This window comes from Meiothermus sp. Pnk-1 (assembly GCF_003226535.1).
Classification (GTDB): domain Bacteria; phylum Deinococcota; class Deinococci; order Deinococcales; family Thermaceae; genus Allomeiothermus.
Window position 1 is genome coordinate 295,882 of record NZ_QKOB01000002.1, and the last position, 17,369, is coordinate 313,250.

The window sequence follows — 17,369 nt, forward strand, 5'->3', positions numbered from 1 at the left end:
TAGGGTGAGTTACGCATGTTCGAGACGCTAAGCCAACGCATCCGCGCAGCGGTAGACAAGCTGCGCGGGCGGGGTCGGATCAGCGAGGCCGACCTCAAGACCACCCTGCGCGAGATCCGCATGAGCTTGCTCGAGGCCGATGTGAACTTCGAAGTGGCGAAGGCTTTTGTCGGCGCCGTGCAGGAGAAGGCCTTGGGGGCTCGGGTGCTGGAGAGCCTCACGCCCGCCGAGCAGATCTTGACCATCGTCTACAACGAACTGGTCCAGACCCTGGGTGGCGAGGCCAGGCAGCCCACCTTGAAAAGCGAGGGCAACCTGTGGTTCATGGTGGGTTTGCAGGGTTCGGGCAAGACTACCACCAGCGGCAAGCTGGCGGCTTTCTATAAGTCCAAAGGCCGCCGCCCCCTGCTGGTAGCCGCCGATACCCAGCGCCCCGCGGCCCGCGAGCAGCTTAGGATCTTGGGGGAGAAGGTGGGGGTGCCGGTGCTCGAAGTGGCCGACGGGGAGCGCCCCGAGGTCACTGCCCGCCGCCTCCGGGAACACCTTACCTTCGACTACCGCGACCTGGTAATCGTGGACACCGCCGGGCGCTTGCAGATTGACGAGGCCCTGATGGGCGAACTCGCCAGGCTCAAAGAGGTGCTGCGCCCTACCGAGACTTTCTTGGTAATAGATGCCATGACCGGCCAGGAGGCGCTCAACGTCTCCAAAGCCTTCGACGAGCGCATCGGGGTCAGCGGGCTGATCCTCACCAAGCTCGACGGCGACGCCCGGGGTGGGGCGGCGCTCTCGGCGCGGCACGTCACGCAAAAGCCCATCGTCTTCGCCGGGGTCTCGGAGAAGATCGAGGGCCTCGAGCCCTTCTACCCCGACCGTCTGGCCCAGCGCATCCTGGGCATGGGCGACCTCCAGACCCTTCTGGAGAGGGCCAAGGCTGCCGAGCTCGAGGCCCCCCCCAAGGCTCCCGGGGAGATCACGCTCGAGGACCTGATTGCCCAGATGCGCCAGATGCGCAAGATGGGCTCTTTTGCCGACATCCTCAAGATGATCCCGGGGGTTTCCCGGGCGTTGCCGCCCGGGTTCACGGTGGACGAAAAGGCCGTCAACCGGCTCGAGGCCATCGTGCTCTCGATGACCCCAGCGGAGCGCCGCGACCCCCGGATCCTCAACGCCTCGCGCCGCAAGCGCATCGCGGCGGGTTCCGGCACCAGCGTGCAGGAGGTCAACCGGCTCATCAAAACCTTCGAGGAGACCAAGAGCCTGATGAAATCTTTGGCCAAGCAAAGGGGGCGGGGCTTCCGCAACCCGTTTGGAAGATAGCGCAAAAGGAGAACCTCATGACCAAGATCCGTCTTTCCCGTTTTGGCTCCAAAGGCAACCCCCACTACCGCATCGTGGTGGTGGACGAGCGCAGCAAGCGCGATGGGGCTTACATCGAGCGCATCGGCTACTATGATCCTCGCAAAACCACCAAGGATTGGCTCAAGGTGGACGCCGAGCGGGCCAAATACTGGCTCGGCACCGGGGCTCAACCCACCGATACCGCCCGGAAGCTCCTAAAGCAGGCCGGGGTGATCGAAGACAAATAATACCCCTTTATGCTGTACCCTTCACCCGTGACCGTGGCCGAGCGAAGTGTCGTACGTCGTACGCCATACGCAAGACGCTAAACGCTGAACGCTGAACGCCAAACGCGGGGGACGATCCCCTTTGGGACGGCGTACCGCCGTACACCCAAGGGACGATCCCCTATCGGGACGGAGGAGGCTCCGTACACCGGGGGTGAGGGAATCTGCATGAAAGGGTATAACCACACTTGCGTGAGCTGATAGCCCCAACCCTCGAGGCTATCGGCTGTTTGCTATAAGCTATCGGCATGAAGGATTTAGTCGAATACCTGGCCAAGGCCGTGGTGGACCAGCCCGAAGCGGTACGCGTGGACGAACGCCGGGGCCGCGAGGGGCTGATCTATTACGTGGAAACCGCCCCCTCCGACAAGGGCCGCCTGATTGGCCGTCAAGGCCGGGTCATCGAGAGCATCCGCACCGTGGTGCGGTCTTTTGCCAAGGGGCGAGTCTCGGTGGAGGTGAGGTAGGGGCTGAGTTTTTCCCATGCGAAGAATTGAGGTTGGACGGGTAGGGTCTCCCTATGGCCTCGAGGGGGGCTTCAAGTTCCGCGGCGAGCCCTGGGTGGCGGATCTGCCGCGCATCTACCTCCAGGGCCTCGGCTACCGGAACCTCGAGGAGGCTTACTGGGTAGGCGAGGAGCTGGTTCTTCATCTAAGCGGGGTAGAAGATCGCACCGACGCGGAGGCCTTGGTAGGGCTTGCGGTCTACGTGGACGAGGGCGATCTGCCTGAACTGGAGGAGGGTTCTTTCTACTACTACCAGCTCGTCGGCAGGAAGGTCTTTGTAGACGGTGCGCCCTTCGGCGAGGTGGTTGAGGTACAGGAAGCCGGGGCCCAGGACCTCTTGGTGGTCAAGCGCTTTGGGACTTCTCTTCGTGCGCGCTCGAAGACCTACTTGGTTCCCTTTCAGGCTCCGTATGTCACGGTGAGGGATGACGGGATCCACATCGAGGCGATCCCGGGGTTGTTTGACTGAGAGGCCGCCTGCCCTATGCGCTACACGATCCTGACCCTCTTTCCCGCCCTGATCCGGCCCTGGACGGAGGAGTCTATCCTGCAAAGAGCCATCGAGAGAGGCCTGATCTCGGTGGACGTGCGCGACATCCGCGACCACGCCGAGGGGAAGCACCGCGTAGTGGATGATACCCCCTACGGCGGCGGGGCCGGTATGGTGATGCGGGTGGATGTGGTGGTACGAGCCATCGAGGCCGCTTTACCTGCCGACGAGGTGATCTTGCTTTCTCCGGCGGGGAAGCCCTTCAACCAGCGGATGGCCGAGGAGTTGGCACAGAAAGATCACCTGGTCTTGGTCGCGGGCCGTTATGAGGGGATCGATGCCCGCGTCGAGCACTTCGTCACCCGCGAGGTCTCTATCGGAGATTACGTGCTGATGGGGGGGGAGGTGGCGGCGCTGGCGATTTTGGAAGCCACCGCCCGGCTTGTCCCGGGGGTCATCAAGGAGGCCCAGAGCCACCAGCAGGATTCGTTTTCCACCGGTTTGTTGGACTATCCTCATTACACTCGCCCGCCCGAGTTTCGGGGTTTGGGTGTGCCGGAAATCCTGATCTCGGGGCACCACGCTAAAATTGCCGAGTGGCGGCGTAAGCAGGCGCTCAGGCGCACCCAAACGCGCCGCCCGGACCTCCTCGAGCAGGCCGAACTCACCCCCCAGGACCTAGCCTGGCTCGATGAGTTTGACGCAGGCCCCGAGTAGCTGCTATACTCACCAACTGCTGACGTTCGAGTATCTGCCCAAGCGGGTACGTTGGAGAACGCAAAATTCCTAAGAACCCCCGAAGGTTCCGCTGGGAACAGGAGAACCCTATGAACCGTGGTGCCCTGCTCAAAGTCGTCGAAAGCAAGTACACCCGTGCCGATATACCCGAGTTCAAGGCTGGGGATACCGTTCGGGTCAACTACAAGGTGCGCGAAGGGAACCGCACCCGCACCCAGGCCTACGAGGGCGTGGTGATCAAGATCAAGCGCAACGGTTTCAACTCTTCCTTCACCGTGCGCAAGATCTCCTTCGGCGAGGGAGTGGAGCGGGTTTTCCCGTTCAACAGCCCGCTCATTGACAGCGTGGAGGTAGTGGCGCGGGGCAAAGTGCGGCGGGCCAAGCTGTACTACCTCCGTGAACTGCGCGGCAAGGCGGCGCGCATCAAGTCTGACCGTAAGCGCACCAACGAGGACGTTTCGGCGCGCAATGCGGAAGGCCCCAGGGAAACTCAAGAAGAATAAGAGATCTTCTTGCCCCTAGCGCAACGCTACCCCGTCCTACGGTCGGCGAAACAGACACCTCGGGTGGGGTTCATATTCGATTAGACAGGTGGCGTCTTAGGCCGGTGGCTGAAGGCGCCGCCACATCATTTGGAGCCTCTGGCCGACCTCGAGCGGTTTTTGGCGAGGCCCCCGGGCTATCGCCAGCCCGAAGGCCCCAGCGGACGATTCCCTCCGCATTCCCTGAACCTAGCCCCTGGCGCCCGCCGCAACTAGGTTCCATAACCCCTAGGCCGCGGTGTCGCCCTAGGGTTGTGCGGCGGTTTCGGGTTGATGCCACTCCTGTAGGGATTTCACCCCCAGCTCGGCGTGCCGGGCCCGCCGGATGGCCTCCAGGCTCCAGCGGGCGCCCTCGAGGGTGGTGATGAAGGGCTTGCCGCTTTCGACCGCCCGGCGCAGCTCGGGGTGGGGTTCCAGCGAGATTAGGAGGTCGTAGTCGCCCTCGGAGATCTCGAAGCCCGCCGCGCGCCACTCCGCCTCGAGGGCCTGTGCCCCAATCAGGCGCACCCTGCCCGCGAGGGGCAGCCTCTGGCCCACCCCCAGCTCGGCGCGGTAGTAGGCCAGGTAGGGGTCGCGGTCGATGCCCATGCTCTCGCCAGTCGAGCGCATCTCGGGGCCCAGCACCGGGATCACGCCGGGGAACTTGAGCCAGGGGATGAGCACCTCCTTGACCGAGTAGAAGTTGGGGGTGGGGTCTTGGGTGAAGCCCAGCTCCTCGAGGGTCTTGCCCACCGCGATCAGGGCCGCGTACTTGGCCAGCGGGTGGCCGATGGCCTTGGAGACGAAGGGCACGGTGCGCGAGGCGCGGGGGTTGGCCTCGAGGATGTAGACGGTGCCGTCCTTGAGGGCGTACTGCACGTTGATGAGCCCCCGCACCCCCACCGCCAGGGCCAGCTTGCGGGTGTAGGCCCGGACGGTCTCGAGCTGCTCCGCCGTGAGGCTCACCGGCGGCAGCACGGTGGCCGAGTCGCCGGAGTGCACCCCGGCCCGCTCGATGTGCTCCATGATGCCCGCCACCACCACCCGGCTCCCGTCGCAGATGGCGTCCACGTCGAGCTCGAGGGCGCCCTCGAGGTACTGGTCGAGCAAAATCGAGGGGCGCTCGGAAAGCGCGGCGTAGATGCCGCTCAGATACCCCTGAAGCTCCTCGGGACTATGCACCACCTGCATGGCCCGTCCGCCCAGCACGTAGGAGGGCCGCGCCATCAGCGGGTAGCCGATCTGCTCGGCGAGCTTGAGGGCCTCGTCGGGGGTGCGGGCCACCGCGCCTTTGGGCTGGGGGATGCCCAGCTCGGCGCACAGCGCGTTGAATTCGGCGCGGTCTTCGGCCTTGTGGATGGCCTCCCAGGAGGTGCCCAGCAGCCGCACCCCGGCTTCGGAGAGCCGCTTGGCCAGCTTGAGCGGGGTCTGGCCGCCCAGCGTGGCGATGACGCCCAGGGGACGCTCGTGCTCGGTGAGGTTGAGCACGTCCTCCAGCGTCAGCGGCTCGAAGTAGAGCCGGTCGGCGGTGTCGTAGTCGGTCGAGACGGTCTCGGGGTTGGAGTTGACCATGATGGTCTCGTAGCCCTGGGCCCCGGCCTCGCCGGGCCGCTCAGGCGGTATCACGGCCTCGCGCAACGCCCACACCGCATGCACGGTGGCGTAGTCGAACTCGACGCCCTGCCCGATGCGGATGGGACCCGAGCCCAGGATCACCACCTTGGGCTTGTCGGTGGGGCGAACCTCGTCCTCGAGCTCGTAGGCCGAGTAGTGGTAGGGCGTGTAGGCCTCGAACTCGGCGGCGCAGGTGTCCACGGTCTTGTAAACCGGTCTGGCTCCCGCCGCCAGGCGCTCCTGGCGGGCCGCCGCTTCCGAGACGCCCAGCAGCTCACCGATGCGGGCGTCGGAGAGGCCCAGCCCCTTGGCGTAGCGCCAGTCCTCGCGGTCTGAAAGCCGCCACTCGCCCTTGGCGAGCGCCCGCTCGGCCTGCACCACCTCTGCGAACTGGTGCAAGAACCAGCGCTCGATGCGGGTGGCCTGGTAGAGCTCGTCGATGCTCATCCCCCGGCGCAGCAGCTCGAGCACTGCATAAATTCGCGTGGGGCTAGGGTAGAGCCGGGCCAAGAGCTCGGCGTCGGTGAGGTGGGCAAACTCCGCGCGCACGTCGGCCTCGAGGCTGCGCAGGGCCTTGCCGAAGGCCTCCTTGAAGGTGCGACCGATGGCCATCACCTCCCCCACGCTCTTCATCTGGGTACCCAGCCGGTCGGAGAAGTGGCCCTGGGTGTTGGGCAGGGTGCTGAACTTCTCGAAGGCGAAGCGGGGGATCTTGACCACCACGTAGTCGATGGTGGGCTCGAAGGAGGCCGGGGTCTTCTGGGTGATGTCGTTGGGCAGCTCGTCGAGGCGGTAGCCCACCGCCAGCAGCGCGGCGATCTTGGCGATGGGGAAGCCGGTGGCCTTGGAGGCCAGGGCGCTGGAGCGCGAGACGCGGGGGTTCATCTCGATGACGATCATGCGCCCGCTCTTGGGGTCGATGGCGAACTGGATGTTCGAGCCGCCCGTCTCCACGCCGATCTCGCGGATGATGGCCTGGGCCGCGTCGCGCATCCTCTGGTACTCGACGTCGGAGAGGGTCTGGGCCGGGGCCACGGTGATGGAGTCGCCGGTGTGCACGCCCATGGGATCGACGTTCTCGATGGAGGTGATGATGACCACGGTGTCGCCCCGGTCGCGCATGACCTCGAGCTCGAACTCTTTCCAGCCCACGATGCTCTCCTCCACCAGCGCCGAATGGGTGGGCGAGAGCGAGAGCCCCCGGCTCAAGATCTCGACGAACTCGGCCTCGTCGGCGGCGATGCCGCCCCCGGTGCCACCCAGGGTGAAGCTCGGGCGCACCACCACCGGGTAGCCCGTCACGCTGCGGGCGAACTCTAAGCCCTCCTCGAGGCTATGTACCATCTTGCCCCGCGGCACGTCGAGCCCGATCTTGAGCATGGCCCGCTGGAACTCCTCGCGGTCCTCGCCTTTCTTGATGGCCGCCGCGTTGGCCCCGATCAGTTCGACGCCGTACTTCTCGAGGACCCCCCCCTCGTAAAGCTGCATGGCCAGGTTGAGCGCAGTCTGGCCGCCCAGGGTGGGCAGCAGGGCGTCAGGCCGCTCCCTGGCGATGATTTTCTCCAGGAACTCCACGGTGAGGGGCTCGAGGTAGGTGCCCTCGGCCAGCTCGGGATCGGTCATGATGGTGGCCGGGTTGGAGTTGACCAGCACCACCTCGTACCCCACCGAGCGCAGCGCCTTGAGGGCCTGGGTTCCCGAGTAATCGAATTCCGCCGCCTGGCCGATGGTGATGGGGCCAGACCCGATGATCAGGATTTTCTTGATGTCCGTGCGTGCTGGCATCGTGTCCTCAGCTCTCCAGCCGGTCAGCCTACCACTTTTGGCCGCCCTCGGCTCCAAGCGCCCATGCTACCCGAATAAAGATGTCGGGTTCAAGCATAAACTTTCAATCCACGCCGCCCATGCGCGGGACGGGGCAGGCCACGCACACACCTAGTCTTGCGACCGGACCACGGCCATGATGCCGCCTGGTTGCAATCCCCTTGCGGGGCTTTTTGTTTGCGACGGGCGAGGTTCGTGGCCCCGGCGAGCTGCCCCGGTGGGTGGCGTTGCAATCCCCTTACGGGGCTTTTTGTTTGCGACCGTGAGTATGCGGGTGCTCACCCGGCGGAAATAGCCCCGCGTTGCAATCCCCTTACGGGGCTTTTTGTTTGCGACGAGGTCATTCAAGAGACCGATTGGCTGGCCGTGGTGGAGTTGCAATCCCCTTACGGGGCTTTTTGTTTGCGACGGGTGGTACTTGAACAAGTGGGCGGGACGCAGCGGTGACGTTGCAATCCCTTTGCGGGGCTTTTTGTTTGCGACGGCGGTGGTGGTGGACCCCTACCCCTGCGTTGCAATCCCCTTACGGGGCTTTTTGTTTGCGACATCTCGGCGACCAAGGTATCCGCCGAGAATGCGCGGACGAGTTGCAATCCCCTTACGGGGCTTTTTGTTTGCGACGCGCGCCGAGTATGCGGAGATGCTTCGCAAGGCGGAGCAGGTTGCAATCCCCTTACGGGGCTTTTTGTTTGCGACAGCATACCCCATAAAACCCCGTCCTGTACAGGGGTGCCGGAGGGTAGATTTATGAGAAAGTGGAGTTATCCACAGCCTCCCTGTGGATAAGCGAGGTGAAAAGCGGGATTTATGCCGATGGGTGCTTACTTCCCTGCACATTTAGATTTTGTGTCGCAGGGATTTGCGATGGAGAAGGGAAAAACTGGCTTTCAAGGTGCGCTGCGGGTGGCCCCGCTAGGAGGATTATAGCATTTTGCGCAAAACATAACGCCGGGTTTTGAGAAGCGGGCTTTGTGCCCTTCCAGACAGGGATGGTGCCCACTTTTTCCAGCGAGGGGGTGCGATCGCGCAGGGATTTTTTGCGGGTTTCCCCTTGGCCGACGTATCCTGGGGGTATGCGTAACCTCAAAGCCGAGATGCTCGAGACCTTCCTCCGGGAAAACCCCCTCATCGTGGACGTGCGGCCCGAGGCCGAGTACCTGCGAGGGAGCCTCGAGGGGGCCATCCACCTGCCGGTGCAGGCCATCCAGCACGGCGATCACGACCTGCCCAAAAACCGCCCGATCCTGCTCGTCTGCGAGCGGGGAGCTATGAGCGAGCTGGCCGGGCTTTACCTCGAGGCCGCCGGCTACGAGCAGGTCTATAACCTCGAGGGCGGCCTGCGGGCCCTGAGAAAAGCATAGGGGCGCACCACGGTGCGCCCCGGCAGCCTGAAGAGCTTACTCCTCCGGCCCCTTAGCGATGGGCACGCCCACGCTGTTGCCCCACTCCGTCCAGCTCCCGTCGTAGTTCTTCACGTGCGGGTAGCCCAGCAGGTACTTGAGCACAAACCAGGAGTGCGACGAGCGCTCGGCGATGCGGCAGTAGGTGATGACCTCTTTGTCGGGGGTCACACCCTTGGGTTCGTACAGGGCCCGCAACTCCTCTACGGGCTTGAAGGTGCCGTCCGGGTTGACGGTGCTGGCCCAGGGGATGCTCTTGGCCCCGGGAATGTGACCGCCGCGCAGTACCCCCTCCTGCGGGTACTCGGGCATGTGGGTCTTCTCGCCGGTAAACTCCGCCGGGCTACGCACATCCACCAAGGCACCTTGCCCGGCTTTTACCTTCTCCAGGTGTTGCAACACCTCGTCGCGGAAGGCCCGCAAGGCTGGGTCGCGCTTTCCTGGGGTGTAAGAGCCCTTGGGGTAAGTGGGCTTTTCGGTGGTGAGGGGTTTGCCCTCTTGGATCCACTTGATCCGCCCGCCGTTCATCAACTTGAGGTGCTGGTGGCCATTGTAGCTGAAAAACCAAAAGGCGTAAGCGGCCCACCAGTTGTTCTTGTCGCCGTACAAGACGATAGTGGTGTCGTTGGAGATCCCTAGGCGTTCAAAAAGCTGCGCCAGCTCTTCGGGCTGGATGAACTCGCGAATCACCGGGTCCCACAGGTCGGCTTGCCAGTCGATCTTTTGGGCGCCGGGGATGTGGCCGGTGTCGTAAAGCAGGATGTCCTCGTTGACCTCGAGGACGCGGATGTTGGGGTCATTGAGGTGTTCTAGTACCCAATCGGTGCTGACCAAGACTTCAGGGTGGGCATAGCTCATACCTTCCTCCTTATGTGGGCTAGCTGCTTGGGTCGCCTCGCAGCGGCTTCCGCGTAAAACGACCCCACTGCCGCTACACTAACACAGTTTACAAACCCTGTAAACTATATTTATGCGTCTTTCCACTACCGATATCTACGCTTTCAAGGCGTTGGGCTACCTAGGCACTCAGCCTCCTGGGCGCTATGTAGGGAGCGAGGAGCTGAGCCGGGCCACCGGGGTGCGGCGCACCTACTTGGTACGGATCCTGGCGGCTTTGGTCGCCCAGGGGTTGGTGGCTTCCAAGAAGGGGGCCGGTGGGGGTTATGCCCTGCCCCGGCCTCCTCAGGAGATCAACCTGCGCGACGTGATCCGGGCAGTGGACGGACCTATTGCTCCGCTGTCTTGCGTGAGCCTGAAGTGGCCTAAAGTCTGTCTTGAAGAAGGCCGCTGCCATGCCCGCAATCGGATCTGGATCAAGGTACGCGACGCGGTGCTGGAGGCGTTGAGCCAGGTCAGCGTGGCCGATCTGGCCGAGGACTTCCATCAGGGCGTGGGGTACGATGAGTGCTTGGAGCACCTGTTGCCCCCCAGCGAACTCTTCAAAGGGGCTTACCTGCCAGTGGGGCAGTAGGAGCCGGAAGACTCAGGGGTCCGGTAACGCGCCCTTCGGCCAGGCGAGGCGGGTCCACTGCGTCTGGCGCTTAGCGTTTGTACACCCGCCGCTCGGCCTCGATGGCGCGCTGGGTTTCTTGAATTTCCCGTAGGAGCTCCACGCTGGGCCTGGACTTGAGTTCTTGCTTGAGCTTGTCCAGCCGGATCTCGTAGTAGACCTCGCGTAGCCGAGCCATGCTGAGGTGGAGCTGGTTCTCGAGATCGCTGGGGATCTCGTCGGGCCGTTTCATCAAGGCATCGAAGAGCCGGTCCCCCTCGCCCCGTTCCTGGAAGTGGCGGATCACCCGGGCTTTCCCCACTCCCGACTTCGCTACCTGCATGAACTCGGCAAGCAAGCTTCCCTCAGGCGGCCAGGTGTGGTCTTCCACGTACTGCGCCCACTGCGCAAACTCTTCATCGGGGGCCGAGTAGAGCAGGGCGATTACGTCCAGCTCGCGTAGCAGGCGCTTTTCGGTGAGGTCGGGGCGGGCTAGGCCAAAAGCGGTGCCGGGATTAGGCTGGGGCTCGCGGCGGCTGGGGGGGGCCTTGCGGCTCCTAAGGTAGTCTTCTAAAGCCCGGCGCTCGAGCCCGAGCCGCTCCTGCACCACCCGTTTGAGCGCTTCGGCTACCCCATCCAGCGGATCGTTGGAGAGCAAGCGGGGTAACAGCGCCTCGAGCACCCGCCGCTTCCCCTCCACCGACTCCAGGTTGACCCCTTGGGCCGCCGCTTGGAAGCGGAACTCCACCTCGGGGAGCGCCGCCTCGAGCGCCCGTTGGTAACGCTCAGGCCCATCTGGGAGCAAGAGCAGGTCGCCGGGATCCTTGCCCCCCTCCAGCGCCACCGCGTACACCAAGAAGCTGCGGGCAATCTCCAGCTCGAGGCTTTGTAGCGTGGCCTTGCGCCCAGCCTCGTCGGCGTCGAAGGAAAGATAGATTTCGCGGACTTCGTGCCGCTTGAGGAGCAACCCCTGTTCGGGGGATAACCCTGAACCCAGCACCGCCACCGCCTCGGTGAAGCCCATCTGGTGCAGGGCGATCACGTCGAACAGGCCTTCCACCACGATGGCCCGGCCCCGTTCGCGCAAAGAGGGACGGGCTTGGGGGAAGCCGTAGAGCAGTAGGCTCTTTTTGAAGAGAGGGGTCTCGGGAGAGTTGAGGTATTTGGGGCCGTCCTCCTTGCCGAGGGTCCGCGCAGTGAAGGCCACCGTGCGGCCCAGCGGGTCCTGGATGGGGAAGGTGATGCGGTGGCGGAAGCGGTCAAAGTAGCGCCCCTCCCGTTCGGCCAGCACCCCGGCGGCTAGCCCCTCTTCGGGGCTCACGCCCTTGCTGCTCAGGAACTTGATCAGCCCGTCCCAGCTTTGCGGCGCGTAGCCCAACCCGAACTTCTCCACCGCCTCATCGCGCAATCCCCGCCCCCTCAAGTAGGCGAGGGCTTCGGTTTTGAGGTTTGCCCGGAAGTATTCCTGGGCCAGGTTCAAGACCTCGTACAGCTCCCGCTTTTTGCCCTGGCTCCTGGCTTCGGGGAGCTCCACCCCCGTCTCTTGCGCCAGCCGCTCGAGCGCCTCACGGAAATCTATCCCTTCAATCTTCTGCAAAAACCCGAAGATGTCTCCGCCGGCTTTGCAGCCGAAGCAGTAGCACAGGCCCTTGGTCTCGTCCACATGGAAGGAGGGGGTCTTTTCCTGGTGGAAGGGACACAACCCTTTCCAGCGTCCCTTGCCGGCTGGCTTGAGGGCTACGTAACGTCCCACCAGCTCGCGGATAGGCATCCGTGAGCGGATGAGTTCGACAGCTTGGCTGCTCCTCGAGTCCATGGCGGAAACTACGGGAAACCAAAGGCTAGGGCCAAGTCTAGGGCTTGGTCGGGGTGGGGCCAGGAGACGTGCTGGACGGCACGGACCGACTCCTGAAAGACCCGAGGGGGTCTACCGGATCAGGATACTCTAAGCTCGAGGGTGGTAGGTTAGAACAGCCCGCCCGCTGCCGGCACGAACCCTACAAATCCCGGCTGGGGCGCTTGGGGCTTCAGCCCGTACCGGGATGCAATATGTTGCCGTCGTGCTGGGTGATTTTTTGGGCTTGGATCTGGAGGCGGGCTTGGGTTTTGAGGTGCTCGCTGTCCTCGTCCTCGAGGGTTTCCAGCCAACTCAGGGCCTGCAGAGCCTGCCCCGCTTCCAATAAGCGGCGCGCCACCTCCTGACGGAGGCTACGGTTCAGGGCGGGGCTGGGAACGATGAGCAGAGCTTCGTTGTAGGCCTCCAGGGCCTCAGCCCTGCGGCCTCGGAACCAGCGTTCTTGCGCTACCAGCCGCCACAACCGGAAAGCAGCCGCTTGTTCCCCGGCCATACTCAAGTAGAGAGCGGCTTGTTCAAGCTGCCCGACTCCCTGACACCACTCCGCGGCCTCGAGCCACCACCGCTTGGCTTGCTCGGGGCTCACCAAGGTCAGGGCCGTTTCGCGCAGGTAGGGTGCGGCAAACACCAACCGCTCTCCCTGGAACTCGAGGAAGCCCTCTTCCACCAGACGGTGGAGGTGGGCTTCGCCGTTTAGCAAATGGCGTACCAGCGCCAAATCGGCCCCCTCGCCCAGCACGGCTATGCACAGCAGGGCAGAGCGAGCGGGACGAGGTAGGCTGTCGAGCCGCGGCTGGTAGGCCCAGCTTCCCCAGGCGGCCAGATCGGCCAGAGGGTCTTGATTCCCCTGGCTGCGCGAGAGGGCTTGGAGCATCAGGGGCAGGCCACGGCTCTTGAGGGCCAGGATCTGATGGGCCGCTTCTTCGAGGTCGGGGCGCAACTCGCGGGCACAGGCCAGGGTGCCCGCCTCGTCCAAGGGCGCCACTGTTAGCACCTCCACGCTTCCTGCTTCCCACAGGTTGCGCCGGGAGGTGCTCAACAGCAGAACCCGGCCACGCGGGCGGTGGTGGAGCAGTTGGATCAGGAAAGGGTCGGCGGCGTGGAGGTCTTCCAGCAAGATCACCAGGGGTTGGGATTCGGAGAGCAAGGCCAGAAGCTGCAACCAGCCCTCGATCATCAGCCGCTCCAGCTCGATTTTGGGCGCAGGAGCCTGGGGCAACAAACCTACGCTGTAGGCCAAGGCTTGCTTGAGGGAAGGAGGCAGCGGCGTTCGCCCCAACCACTCCCCCACATCCCCCTCGATCAGCTTGTGCAGCGCCAGGTATAAGCTGTGGCGTAGAGAGCCTTCCCTGCTGAATCGGGGGGCTAGAACACCCCGCACTCCGGCGGGAAGATGGCCCAGGAAATGCCGGGCCAGGTGGGTTTTGCCGCTACCCAAAGGGCCCACCAGGGCCAGGTGTTGGCCCAAACCGTGCCGAGCCGCCTCGAGGGCCTCATGCAGCCGCAGAATTTCGGCCTCACGCCCTATCAGGTTATGGATGCGTTCCTCGAGGCCCAGGTAGCGGTGGGGGCGTAGGGGGCCGCCCTGGCCTTTGAAGACTTGGAGCTCGAGGGGGTGGTGGCGGCAGAGCGGGACCAGCCGCAAGGTGACGGCGTCGCTCCAGACTTCTCCTGGCGGGGCGGCTTGGGAGAGCCGCTGGGCCAGGTTGACGGCGGGACCCAACACCGTGGAGGACCCTGCCTGTCCATCCCCCAAAGGGGCCCGCAACACCAGCCCGCTGGCTACTCCGGCGCGGGCCGGGAGGGGGCTCCCGGTTACCATGGCCAGCGCTGCTTCCAAAGCGGCCCCGGCGTCGTTTTCGCGGCTGCGGGGAGCGCCGAATACCGCTAGGAGCCCATCGCCCAAATACTTGTCGACGTGCCCACCGTAGCGGCGGACCTGGGTTGCGGCCTCCGAAAGGGTGCGCCTTACGGCCCTCCAGGTGATTTCCAAAGGGTTTTCGAGGGCGAACTCGCTAAAGCGGGAAAGGTCGAAAAAGACCACGCTGACCCAGCGGCGCTCATGAACCAGAGCGTGTTCGCTGATGCCGCACCCGCAGTTTCCAGCATCGTAGACATAGTGACCGCAGTCAGGGCAGCGCATGGTCATCTCTGGGCGTCGGGGCGGAAGGCCATCAGCGGGGGGGCGGTTACCACCCGAAGTGGCCCGGAGAACAGGTCGGGGCCGATGAGATGGCTGGGTAGGCCGAGCACCACCGGAACCCCTATGTCCATCAGGTAGAGGTTCCGGGCCAAAGCCTGCACCACCCGACCGCGCAACTCGTAGCGGCCCCGCTCCATGGGGTAGGCTCCGGGACTGGCTTCTCCGCCGTAAGACAGGTGTTCAACCTCAGCGTGAAGAAGGAGCCGGGCCCGCCCGGTAGGGGCTGGAGGCAGACCCCGATCAAAAGCCAGGAACACCCCTGCGGAGGTGACGACCTCGAGCACCGGGCTGCCCTGGGGCTCGGGGGCCAGATTGGCCTCCAGCGCATAGGCGGCGAAGCGCTCGAAGAAACCTTCGGGGGTGTCCTCGAGCACGGTGGGCCGTTGGCTTAGGGCTTCCACATCCATAGCATTATGAAAAATCTTAAACAAAATATAAAAACGTAAATCAAAGATACATCCTTTGCCCTGGCGTGTCAAAAAGCAGGGCTCGCTTTAGCGAGCCCTGCTGGGTTTCGTGGGTGCTGGCTCAGAACAGCGGCCCCAGGCGGAAGTGGAACTTCCCTTGGGCTTGCCCCTCTACGAACCCCACCCCGTAGTCGAAACGGATCGAGGGCAACAGGGCCCCGAAGAGGTTTAGGTCGAGCTGGAGGCCTAGGCCAAACCCCATGTGGAGCTGGGGTTGGGGGTTGGCCGCGCTTCCCCAAGCGGTTCCCAGGTCGGTAAAGGCGATCCCGATGACGTTAGTACCGCCGCTTTCCGAGAAGCGGAAGTCATAGCGGTACTCGAGCGAGCTGGTGAAAAAGTACCGACCTGTCTGGAACCGCGTATCGTAGCCGCGCAGGGTCAAGGCCTCGTCGAGGGTGCCGCCCACCCCGAAAAGGGCTTCGCTAGGGATGGTCCCCGCCACCCCCAGCATGGTCCCGGTAGAGACCCGCAGGGCCAGGGCTTGGCGCTTAGCCTGATCCAGGCTCCAGTAAGTTTTGCCGGTGAGGCTGAAGGGGATGTACTGCGAACTGCTTCCGTTGCGAGGGAGGGTCAGCACGTAGCTGGTTTGGGCGCTGGCCCCGAGACCCTGGGTGGGGAAGCTGGGGTTGTCGGCGTTGGAGTAGGTGGCGGAGAGGCTCAGGGAGAAGTTGTTGCTGGGAGAGGGAAGCAGGGCTCGAGCTTGATCTTCGGTGACGCCGGTGTAGCTGGGGTCGCTACACTGCGGTTTTTGGGTGTTGTTGGGGTCGTTGACACAGGGGCGGTTGGGGTCGTAGATCTCGAGGCTGGGCGATTTGTACTCATAGCGCAGGGAGGTGCCCAGGCGCAAGTTGGGTAAGCTTGCGGAGAGCGGGCGAGAAAGCCCAAACTCGAAGCCGGTGCTGCGCTGGGTGTACTGCCAGCCGGTTTTATTGCCGTTGGAGTCGTAAAGGTCGTAGTTGGGCACCGGGCGGCTGAAGACGCTGAAGCTGGCCGCGGTGCGAACTTCTTTGAAGTCGGCGAAGTCCAGGTAAACCCAGGGAATCTGGTAGGCCAGCGAAAGCGAGAGGTTATCGCCGGACTCGTTGAACCCGAAGGAAAGCTCGGCGCTCAGCTTGTGGTTGAGGCCCCACAGGTTCCCCTCATTGTACGTGACGGAACCGCTCCACCCCTCCAGGCTGCTCCAGCCGATGGAGGGCACGAAGGCCCCGGTGCGCCCCTCTTTGAGGCCTAGCACGATGATGATCTCGTCGGGTTTCTCCCCCGGCTCCACCGTGCGCGAAGGCGGCTCGGCCAAGACCCCGGTGCGCAGCACGTTGGAAAGCCCATTGAGGAAGGCCCGGACCGAGAAGAGGGTGCCCGGCTTGGGCAGCTCGCGCAGGATCACCTCGTCTTGGGTACGGTGAGGCCCCGACCAGTTGAGCTTGTACCCCCCGATCTTGACCTCGCTGAGGGTTTGGGTATAGACCCCGTTCTCAAAGGTGATTTTGGGCTGGGCGACGATCTCGTAGCCCTCGCTGCGATAGAGGTTCAATAGTCGTCCGAAGTCCTCGTTGGCCAGAGCCGGGCTGAAGACATCGCCGGGTTTGAGGCGTAAGGCCGCCCTAAGCCTGGCTTCCGGGATAGCGGTGGCCCCCACGATGCGGACCTCACGGATGGGGCCATAGGTCTGCTCGCCCGGCTCGAGGATCAGCCGCACCCCGTCGTTTCCCACCGACTCCGCGCGGAAGCCCACCTGCCGCCCGGTGGCCTTGGTGAGGGCGTTGATCCCGTCCAGGAGGCGGTCGTAGTTGAAAGGGTCGCCCGGCTTGAGCCCCAGGTTGGCCACGTCCAGTCCGTTGCCCTGGATCTCCGCCACCTTGAGTTCACGCAGCCGCACCTTGAGGGTTCCCTCTTCCAGCACAGAGTTGGCCACGTCCACCCCGCTGCCGCGGAAGCCCGCCTGGGCGTAGATCTGGGCGATCTGCTCGAGGGCCGAACGGTAGCGCTCGAAGTCGAAGCGCCCTCCCTGCGCGATGGTCTGAACGATGGGCTCGAGCCGATCTTTGGGTACGAAAGTGGGGTTATCCAGCTCGACCTTCTTGACTTCGGGGGTCTCCTGGACCTTGAAGCTGAGATTGACCCCCTGGGTGACGGTGCTGGCTTCGAAGGTGACGACCGGGCTAAAGGGAAAGCCCTGTTGGCGGTAGTACTGGGAGAGCCCCTGGGCAGCTTCGTTGGCCCGCTTGGGGTTATAGGTCGCTCCCGGTCCCAGGGCGAACTCGTTGAGCAGGAATTGCTGCGCCACGGTTGGCGGCAGCACTTTACTGTCGAAGGTAACGGTGTTGATGGGGGGGTTGGGGGTCAGCTCGACCACCAGCTTGTTGCCTTCTAGCCGCACCGCCACATCTTGGAAAAATCCCGAGTCCAGTATGGCTTTGCGGGCCGCCTCGAGGTCGCCCGGCTCGTCACCTACACCAAACGGTAGGGCGATACGGGCTAGGGCCTGGAGCACCGGGTCGCCGCCGCGAATCTCGAGGTCTTGAATCGGTGCGGCCAGGGCCAGGCTCACCACCATGAAAACGAGAGCTAGAGCACGTTTCATCCGCCAAAGGATAACGGAGCGGGGTGAACAAGGAGTGAGAAGCACCTAACAAC

14 protein-coding genes and 1 CRISPR repeat array are annotated in these 17,369 nt (G+C 63.9%); of the genes, 8 read left to right on the top strand and 6 right to left on the bottom strand.

The window, feature by feature from the left end; translation table 11 throughout:
- Window positions 1-15: 15 nt before the first annotated feature.
- The 6 genes from ffh to rplS all read left to right on the top strand — a co-directional run bounded on the left by ffh (window position 16) and on the right by rplS (window position 3,865).
- The gene (gene ffh / locus DNA98_RS04225) at window positions 16-1,320 is read left to right on the top strand and encodes a signal recognition particle protein (protein WP_110526199.1); all 1,305 of its coding nucleotides are present in this window, start codon (window positions 16-18) and stop codon (window positions 1,318-1,320) included.
- 17 nt (window positions 1,321-1,337) lie between these two features.
- Window positions 1,338-1,589: a 30S ribosomal protein S16 gene (rpsP, locus tag DNA98_RS04230; RefSeq protein WP_110526201.1), complete on the top strand. Its 252-nt coding sequence runs from the start codon at window positions 1,338-1,340 to the stop codon at window positions 1,587-1,589.
- Window positions 1,590-1,876: 287 nt separating this feature from the next.
- A complete protein-coding gene (locus DNA98_RS04235) occupies window positions 1,877-2,095 on the top strand; it encodes a KH domain-containing protein (RefSeq protein WP_013158688.1) in 219 nt (72 codons plus the stop codon).
- 16 nt (window positions 2,096-2,111) lie between these two features.
- Complete coding sequence (gene rimM / locus DNA98_RS04240; RefSeq protein WP_110526204.1) at window positions 2,112-2,603, top strand: ribosome maturation factor RimM; 492 nt, start codon at window positions 2,112-2,114, stop codon at window positions 2,601-2,603.
- A 15-nt stretch (window positions 2,604-2,618) separates the two neighbouring features.
- On the top strand, window positions 2,619-3,341 hold the full coding sequence (gene trmD, locus DNA98_RS04245) for a tRNA (guanosine(37)-N1)-methyltransferase TrmD (protein WP_110526207.1): 723 nt from the start codon (window positions 2,619-2,621) through the stop codon (window positions 3,339-3,341).
- Window positions 3,342-3,451: 110 nt separating this feature from the next.
- Window positions 3,452-3,865, top strand: a complete 414-nt coding sequence (gene rplS, locus DNA98_RS04250; RefSeq protein WP_110526210.1) for a 50S ribosomal protein L19 — start codon at window positions 3,452-3,454, stop codon at window positions 3,863-3,865.
- 285 nt (window positions 3,866-4,150) lie between these two features.
- Here rplS and carB read toward each other — a convergent pair whose 3' ends face one another.
- Window positions 4,151-7,282 carry a carbamoyl-phosphate synthase large subunit gene (gene carB, locus DNA98_RS04255; RefSeq protein WP_110526213.1) on the bottom strand — a complete coding sequence of 1,044 codons (3,132 nt, stop codon included), beginning with the start codon at window positions 7,280-7,282 and terminating at the stop codon, window positions 4,151-4,153.
- Window positions 7,283-7,470: 188 nt separating this feature from the next.
- Window positions 7,471-8,017: a CRISPR direct-repeat array (repeat unit 35 nt; unit sequence GTTGCAATCCCCTTACGGGGCTTTTTGTTTGCGAC).
- Window positions 8,018-8,394: 377 nt separating this feature from the next.
- On the opposite strand from carB, the gene DNA98_RS04260 reads away from it, so the two are divergent.
- Entirely contained in the window at window positions 8,395-8,682 is a 288-nt protein-coding gene (locus DNA98_RS04260) for a rhodanese-like domain-containing protein (RefSeq protein WP_110526216.1), read from the top strand.
- Between the two features lie 36 nt (window positions 8,683-8,718).
- Here the strand turns inward: DNA98_RS04260 and DNA98_RS04265 are convergent, their stop codons facing one another.
- The gene (locus tag DNA98_RS04265; protein ID WP_110526219.1) at window positions 8,719-9,579 is read right to left on the bottom strand and encodes a sulfurtransferase; all 861 of its coding nucleotides are present in this window, start codon (window positions 9,577-9,579) and stop codon (window positions 8,719-8,721) included.
- 112 nt (window positions 9,580-9,691) lie between these two features.
- Between DNA98_RS04265 and DNA98_RS04270 the strand changes: the two genes are divergently transcribed.
- Window positions 9,692-10,192 (top strand): Rrf2 family transcriptional regulator, encoded by a 501-nt coding sequence (locus DNA98_RS04270; protein WP_110526223.1) that lies wholly within the window; start codon window positions 9,692-9,694, stop codon window positions 10,190-10,192.
- A gap of 70 nt (window positions 10,193-10,262) precedes the next feature.
- On the opposite strand, the gene dnaG is transcribed toward DNA98_RS04270, so the two are convergent.
- The 4 genes from dnaG to DNA98_RS04290 form a co-directional block, all read right to left on the bottom strand.
- Window positions 10,263-12,026 (bottom strand): DNA primase, encoded by a 1,764-nt coding sequence (gene dnaG / locus DNA98_RS04275; RefSeq protein WP_110526226.1) that lies wholly within the window; start codon window positions 12,024-12,026, stop codon window positions 10,263-10,265.
- A gap of 211 nt (window positions 12,027-12,237) precedes the next feature.
- On the bottom strand, window positions 12,238-14,208 hold the full coding sequence (locus DNA98_RS04280) for an adenylate/guanylate cyclase domain-containing protein (protein ID WP_158531601.1): 1,971 nt from the start codon (window positions 14,206-14,208) through the stop codon (window positions 12,238-12,240).
- A gap of 2 nt (window positions 14,209-14,210) precedes the next feature.
- Window positions 14,211-14,675 carry a hypothetical protein gene (locus DNA98_RS04285; RefSeq protein ID WP_174720021.1) on the bottom strand — a complete coding sequence of 155 codons (465 nt, stop codon included), beginning with the start codon at window positions 14,673-14,675 and terminating at the stop codon, window positions 14,211-14,213.
- A 121-nt stretch (window positions 14,676-14,796) separates the two neighbouring features.
- Entirely contained in the window at window positions 14,797-17,316 is a 2,520-nt protein-coding gene (locus tag DNA98_RS04290; RefSeq protein WP_110526233.1) for an outer membrane protein assembly factor, read from the bottom strand.
- Between the last annotated feature and the right edge of the window lie 53 nt (window positions 17,317-17,369).

Bases quoted from the DNA above. Each gene is read 5' to 3' on its own strand.
- ffh (WP_110526199.1), top strand. From the start codon at position 16: ATGTTCGAGACGCTAAGCCAACGCATCCGCGCAGCGGTAGACAAGCTG.
- rpsP (WP_110526201.1), top strand. From the start codon at position 1,338: ATGACCAAGATCCGTCTTTCCCGTTTTGGCTCCAAAGGCAACCCCCAC.
- DNA98_RS04235 (WP_013158688.1), top strand. From the start codon at position 1,877: ATGAAGGATTTAGTCGAATACCTGGCCAAGGCCGTGGTGGACCAGCCC.
- rimM (WP_110526204.1), top strand. From the start codon at position 2,112: ATGCGAAGAATTGAGGTTGGACGGGTAGGGTCTCCCTATGGCCTCGAG.
- trmD (WP_110526207.1), top strand. From the start codon at position 2,619: ATGCGCTACACGATCCTGACCCTCTTTCCCGCCCTGATCCGGCCCTGG.
- rplS (WP_110526210.1), top strand. From the start codon at position 3,452: ATGAACCGTGGTGCCCTGCTCAAAGTCGTCGAAAGCAAGTACACCCGT.
- carB (WP_110526213.1), bottom strand. From the start codon at position 7,282: ATGCCAGCACGCACGGACATCAAGAAAATCCTGATCATCGGGTCTGGC.
- DNA98_RS04260 (WP_110526216.1), top strand. From the start codon at position 8,395: ATGCGTAACCTCAAAGCCGAGATGCTCGAGACCTTCCTCCGGGAAAAC.
- DNA98_RS04265 (WP_110526219.1), bottom strand. From the start codon at position 9,579: ATGAGCTATGCCCACCCTGAAGTCTTGGTCAGCACCGATTGGGTACTA.
- DNA98_RS04270 (WP_110526223.1), top strand. From the start codon at position 9,692: ATGCGTCTTTCCACTACCGATATCTACGCTTTCAAGGCGTTGGGCTAC.
- dnaG (WP_110526226.1), bottom strand. From the start codon at position 12,026: ATGGACTCGAGGAGCAGCCAAGCTGTCGAACTCATCCGCTCACGGATG.
- DNA98_RS04280 (WP_158531601.1), bottom strand. From the start codon at position 14,208: ATGCGCTGCCCTGACTGCGGTCACTATGTCTACGATGCTGGAAACTGC.
- DNA98_RS04285 (WP_174720021.1), bottom strand. From the start codon at position 14,675: ATGGATGTGGAAGCCCTAAGCCAACGGCCCACCGTGCTCGAGGACACC.
- DNA98_RS04290 (WP_110526233.1), bottom strand. From the start codon at position 17,316: ATGAAACGTGCTCTAGCTCTCGTTTTCATGGTGGTGAGCCTGGCCCTG.